The sequence below is a fragment of the Micromonospora sp. 15K316 genome (genome assembly GCF_004348525.1).
In the GTDB taxonomy this organism is placed as follows: Bacteria; Actinomycetota; Actinomycetes; order Mycobacteriales; family Micromonosporaceae; genus Micromonospora.
In genome coordinates this window covers 1-5,617 of the sequence record NZ_SMKG01000311.1, presented here as the reverse complement: position 1 = coordinate 5,617, position 5,617 = coordinate 1, and the positions used below count along the sequence as shown (strand labels likewise).

The 5,617-nt window shown below is 74.3% G+C and carries 6 protein-coding genes; 4 read left to right on the top strand and 2 right to left on the bottom strand.

Features of this window, described 5'->3' with window-relative positions:
* Positions 1-44 precede the first annotated feature (44 nt).
* Together E1211_RS30330 and E1211_RS30325 are read right to left on the bottom strand one after the other, a co-directional pair.
* Positions 45-740 carry a GAP family protein gene (locus E1211_RS30330; protein WP_132353378.1) on the bottom strand — a complete coding sequence of 232 codons (696 nt, stop codon included), beginning with the start codon at positions 738-740 and terminating at the stop codon, positions 45-47.
* A gap of 133 nt (positions 741-873) precedes the next feature.
* Positions 874-1,920: a DUF4192 domain-containing protein gene (locus E1211_RS30325; RefSeq protein WP_132353376.1), complete on the bottom strand. Its 1,047-nt coding sequence runs from the start codon at positions 1,918-1,920 to the stop codon at positions 874-876.
* A gap of 238 nt (positions 1,921-2,158) precedes the next feature.
* Here E1211_RS30325 and E1211_RS30320 point away from each other — a divergent pair, with 238 nt between their 5' ends.
* Genes E1211_RS30320 through E1211_RS30305 form a run of 4 tightly spaced genes read left to right on the top strand, consistent with a single transcriptional unit; the run spans position 2,159 to position 5,616 of the window.
* A complete protein-coding gene (locus E1211_RS30320; RefSeq protein WP_132353374.1) occupies positions 2,159-3,073 on the top strand; it encodes a fructosamine kinase family protein in 915 nt (304 codons plus the stop codon).
* On the top strand, positions 3,070-4,083 hold the full coding sequence (gene moaA / locus E1211_RS30315; RefSeq protein WP_132353372.1) for a GTP 3',8-cyclase MoaA: 1,014 nt from the start codon (positions 3,070-3,072) through the stop codon (positions 4,081-4,083). Before E1211_RS30320 ends, moaA begins: the two co-directional genes overlap by 4 nt.
* A 2-nt stretch (positions 4,084-4,085) precedes the next feature.
* Positions 4,086-4,361 (top strand): MoaD/ThiS family protein, encoded by a 276-nt coding sequence (locus E1211_RS30310; RefSeq protein WP_243709776.1) that lies wholly within the window; start codon positions 4,086-4,088, stop codon positions 4,359-4,361.
* Between the two features lie 10 nt (positions 4,362-4,371).
* Complete coding sequence (locus E1211_RS30305; protein WP_132353370.1) at positions 4,372-5,616, top strand: metallophosphoesterase; 1,245 nt, start codon at positions 4,372-4,374, stop codon at positions 5,614-5,616.
* Position 5,617: the final 1 nt, after the last annotated feature.

The window sequence follows — 5,617 nt, the reverse complement described above, 5'->3', positions numbered from 1 at the left end:
GCGTGTGCCCGCCCGCGGACGCCCGCCCCACCTGCGGCCTCCGGTCAGCCGAAGAGGTCGAGCCGGGCGGCGGCGTCGCGAGCCAGCAGGAAGCCGGCGATGCCGAGAACCCAGCCCAGCATGCTGCCCGACTTCTCGGTGATCCAGGTGTTGAGTTTGTCGAGCAGCGGCTCGACCCGCGCCGGGAACGCCACCCGGATGCCGAGCAGCAGCACCGCGGGCAGCACCATGAGCAGGCAGTAGCCGGCCAGCACGGCAGCCACCGCGGGACCGCCCACGTCGGCCGTCGCCAGCAGGCTCACCGCGCCGAGGTACGGCAGCATCGTCGCCACCTCGGCCAGCGCGGCGAGCAGCGCCAACCCGACCAGCCACCGGCCGGAGGAGTCACCGGAGGTGGCCCGGTCCCGCCAGCGCGATACCCCACCGGAGCGGCGTCGTCGCTTGCCGTCGTAGCGGAAGCTGATCGCGAAGAGCCCGACCCCGAGCGCGAGCTGCGCCCACAGCACCGGTCGCTGATCGAGCGCGCCGCTCACCGCCTCGGCCAGCCGGGTGCCGCCCCAGACCAGCAGCAGCCCGACCAGCAGGTAGAAGCCGGCGATCGTCCCGAGGTACGCGAGGATGCGCGGAACGTTGACCCGGCCCGGGGCGAGCAGCAACCAGACCGGGATGAAGAGCGTGCCGATGCTGGTGCTGTCGATGAGTGCCAGCCCGGCGAGGGCCAGCAGCAGACCGGCGCTCATCGGTGTGTCGAGGGGAGGTTGACCACGTACCGATTCTCGGGCGTGGCGACCTCGATCGAGTCGCCCCGGGGAACGAACGCCGCGTACATCGTTCGACGGACCCCGCTGCCGGTGCGATGGGCACGTGCCGTTCTCAACGGGCCGGGCGGCGCCTTCGCCTCCGCTTGCGGACCACGCCCGGCGGCCCGACCATCGGCCAGCCGTCCAACTCCGAGGGCGGTACGCCACGACGGAGCAGATCGTCGAGGAGCAGCGCCAGCGAGTAGTCGGGGTGCTCGGCGAGCGCCCGTTCCAGCGCGACCGCCGCCAGGGCGCCCTGGCCCGCGCGCCAGGCGGCGAAGGCCAGCAGACTCGCCGGGGCAGCGATCAGGTCCGGCTCGGCCCGGCGCAGCACATCGGTCCAGAGCCGGATGTCGCGGTCCCGCCCGTCGGTGCGTTCCCAGGCGTGGTCGCGTACCGGCACCCGGGTCAGCAGCAGGCTGAGCCAGGCCACCTCGTCGTCGCCGAGGCGCTCGCCCCGACGCTGCCGGCGCAGCGCCTCCCGTACGGCAACCACCCCGGCGGTGTGCACCGGCCGGCCGTCCGGCGGTTCGTCGGCGGGGGCTTCGTCGAGAAGGCGTGTCAACCGCCGCTCCGCCTCGACGGTGGCCCGTCGCATGGCCTCGCGTGCCGGCCCGTCCACCGGCGCCACCTGGGCCACCAAGGCGGCGCGGTCGGGGAGCGCCACCTGGCCGGCGAAGACCGCCGAGGCAGTGATCTCGCTGATGCCGGGGTCGTACGGCCGGCCCTCCGGTGGGCAGCAGCCCGCCTCGTCGCAGAGGTAGGACCACCATCGACCGTCGGTGACGCGCAGCGCGTCGAGCAGGACCAGCCCGGCCTCGGCGAGCGCGCCCCGGGCCGCGTCGACGGCGGGGGTGACCCGGCCGGCCGGTCCGTAGCCGATCACGGTGGCGGCGTCGGCTCGTTGCCGCCCGACGACGTGGGCGAGGTGGCGGACCGGGCCGGTGGGGTCCTCGGCCGGGTCGGGCAGGTCCGCCCGGGCGGCGAAGACGACCCGCCGGCCGCGCATCGCCACCACGACCACGCTCTCGGCGGGGTGGAAGCCGAGCAGGTACGGCACGGCGGCGAGCAGGTCGGCGGGCGAGCGTACGGCGAGACGGGGAAGTTCTGTCGAGGCCATGTTGGCAGCCTGCGACCGGGCGGGTACGCTCCGCAGCCCCTGTGGACGACACGCCCGCCGTCCACAGTCACGTAGCGTGTTCTCCCAGCTCAGCCCCGACCACGACCATCCAGGCGGTCGGGTCGTCCACGTGCTCGTGCCCACCCGGGCGCGCAGGGCGGGGCGAGCGGCCCGCAGGAGTGGTGGCGGAGCGGCCGCCGGCGGGCAAAAGGTCGGTCGGACAAGTTACGGTGCGGTAATGGACCTCGCGTACCTGCGGGCGCACCCGGCCCAGCTGCCGACCTTCCTCACCCACCAGCGGATCCGGGAGACCCCGGTCTCCGGCGGTGACATCTGCGCCGCGTCCAGGCTGACGCTCGACGACGGTCACTCTGTCTTCGCCAAGACCTGGCCGGAACGCGCCGACCGCCCGGTCCCGGACGGCTTCTTCACCGCCGAGGCCGCCGGGCTGCGCTGGCTGCGGGACGCGGCCGCGGTCCCGGTGCCCGAGGTGATCGTGGCGCTGCCGGAGCTGCTCGCCCTCGACTGGGTGCAGCCCGGGGAGCCGACCGCGGAGGCGGCCGAACGCCTCGGCCGGGACCTGGCCGCCCTGCACCGGGCCGGCGCGCAGTGCTTCGGCGCGCCCTGGAACGGCTTCATCGGGGCGTTGCCGCAGGACAACACCCCCGACGACGGCCCGTGGTCGCAGTGGTTCGCCGACCGGCGACTCATCCCGTACCTGCGCCGGTCGGTGGAGAACGGCGCGCTGACCGCCGCCGAGATCTCGGTGGTGGAGAAGGTCGTCGAGCGGATCGGCGAGTTCGGCGGGGACGAACCACCGGCGCGGATCCACGGCGACCTGTGGCCGGGCAACGTGCTCTGGGCCGCCGACGAGCGGGCCTGGCTGGTCGACCCGGCCGCGCACGGCGGGCACCGGGAGACCGACCTCGCCCAGCTGGCACTCTTCGGCGGAGCGCCCTACCTGGACCGCATCCTCGCCGCGTACGAGGAGGTCTGGCCGCTGGCCGACGGGTGGCGGGAGCGCGTGCCGCTGCACCAGCTGCACCTGCTGCTCGTGCACACCGCCCTCTTCGGGGCCACGTACCGCGATGCGGTCAACCGGACCGCCCGATCCGCCCTCACCGGGCTCAACCACGCTACGGTCGACCGGTGAAGGCCGCCCAATCATCCGACGGCATCCTCGTCGACCGGTACGGCCGCGTCGCCCGGGACTTGCGCGTCTCGCTGACCGACAAGTGCAACCTGCGCTGCACGTACTGCATGCCAGCCGAGGGGCTGCCCTGGCTGGCCGGGCCGGAGCTGCTCACCGACGACGAGATCGTCCGGCTGGTCCGCGTCGCCGTGCAGCGGCTGGGCGTGACCGAGGTGCGGTTCACCGGCGGTGAGCCGCTGATCCGTCCCGGGCTGGTGGGGATCGTGGCCGCGGTGGCCGCGCTCGACCCGCGGCCCAGGATCTCGCTGACCACCAACGGCATCGGCCTGGACCGGCTCGCTCCGGCGCTGCGCGCCGCCGGTCTCGACCGGGTGAACGTGTCGCTGGACACCCTGGACGCGGCCCGGTTCACCGAGCTGACCCGCCGCCCGCGGCTCGACGCCGTACTGGCCGGCATGGCCGGCGCGGCGGCCGCCGGTCTCACCCCGGTGAAAATCAACAGTGTGCTGATGCGCGGGGTCAACGACGACGAGGCCCCGGCCCTGCTCCGCTTCGCCCTCGCCCACGGCTATGAGCTGCGGTTCATCGAGCAGATGCCGCTGGACGCGCAGCACGGCTGGGACCGGGCCGCCATGGTCACCGCCGACGAGATCCTCGCGTCGCTGCGGCGCGAGTTCGACCTGCGTACCGATCCCGCCGAGCGGGGGTCGGCACCGGCCGAGACCTGGCTGGTCGACGGGGGCCCGGCCCGGGTCGGGGTGATCGCGAGCGTCACCCGCCCGTTCTGCGGCGACTGCGACCGCACCCGGCTCACCGCCGACGGCCAGGTCCGTGCCTGCCTCTTCGCCACCGAGGAGTCCGACCTGCGCGGCGCGCTGCGCGCCGGGGCCGACGACGAGGACCTGGCCGACCGCTGGCGCCGGGCGATGTGGGGCAAGCGCGCCGGTCACGGCATCGACGACCCGACCTTCCTGCAACCTGCCCGGCCCATGTCCGCCATCGGAGGCTGACCGTGACCGACCGGACGGCGCCGCCCCGCACCGCGACGCTCACCATCCGCTACTTCGCCGGGGCGCGGGCCGCGGCCGGCCGGAGCGAGGAGCTCGTTCCGGCCGGCGGATCGCTCGACGGCATCGCCGCTGAGCTGGCCGTACGTCATGGCGAGCGGCTCGCGGCAGTACTGCGGGTGGCGAGTTTCCTCGTCGACGGCCTGGTCTGTCATGATCGACACACACCGCTGCCGGCCGGGGCGACGATCGACGTCCTGCCCCCTTTCGCGGGCGGCTGAGGGAGGACGTGTGCTGTCGGCTCTGGGGTTCGTGGGCACCCTCGCCCTGATCACCGGCCTGCTCCATCTCTATCTGTGGAAACGCCTGGTCCGGGACACCACCCGGCCGGGGCGCTGGCGACGGATCGGCGGCGTCGTCGCCGTGGTGCTCGCGGTGCTCGTGCCGGCCACGATGGCGGGCACCCGGGCCGAGCTCTACTGGCTGGCCTGGCCCGGCTACCTCTGGCTCGCGCTGATGTTCTACCTGCTGGTGCTGCTGCTGGCGCTCGAGGTGCCGATGCTGGTGGCCCGCCTGGCGCTGCGCCGGCGGGTGGTCGCCGCCGAGCCGACTGCCGCCGCCCCCGAGCCGGTGCTGGTGGGCGGTGCCGCCAACGCCGACCCGCCGGCCGCCGCAGCGGTCGACCAGCCCGACCACGATCCGTCGCGCCGGTTGCTGCTGGCCCGGGGAGCCGCCGTCTTCGCCGGGCTCACGGCCGCCGGCATCACCGGGTACGGCGTACGCGCCGCCCTCGGTCCGCCGGAGCTGGACCGGGTACGCATCCCGCTGGCGAAGCTGCCCCGGAGCATGGACGGCCTGCGCATCGCCACGGTCTCCGACATCCACCTGGGACCGCTGCTCGGCCGGGCGCACACCGAACGCATCGTGGCGACGATCAACCGGCTCGACGCGGATCTCGTCGCCGTCGTCGGTGACCTCGTCGACGGCACTGTCGCCGAACTCGGCGAGGCGGCGGCGCCCCTGCGTGACCTGCGTTCCCGCTACGGCAGCTACTTCGTGACCGGCAACCACGAGTACTACTCCGGGGTGGAGGAGTGGGTGCAGGAGCTGGACCGGCTGGGGCTGCGGGTCCTCCAGAACCGACGGGTGGAGGTCCCCGCCCAGGGCGGCGTACTGGACCTGGCCGGCGTGAACGACGTCTCCGGGGATGGCGCCGGCCTCGCCGCCGGACCGGACTACGCGGCGGCGCTCGGCGACCGTGACCCGTCCCGCCCGGTGGTGCTCCTCGCGCACCAGCCGGTCGCGGCGGTGGAGGCGGCGAAGTTCGGTGTGGACCTGCAGCTCTCCGGGCACACCCACGGCGGGCAGATCGTGCCGTTCAACCTGGCGGTCGGGCTGGAGCAGCCGGTCGTCTCCGGGTTGGGCGAGGTCGACGGCACGAAGGTGTACGTCACCAACGGCGCCGGTTTCTGGGGCCCGCCGGTCCGCGTCGGCGCCCCACCCCAGATCACCCTCGTCGAACTCCGCACCCCCTGAC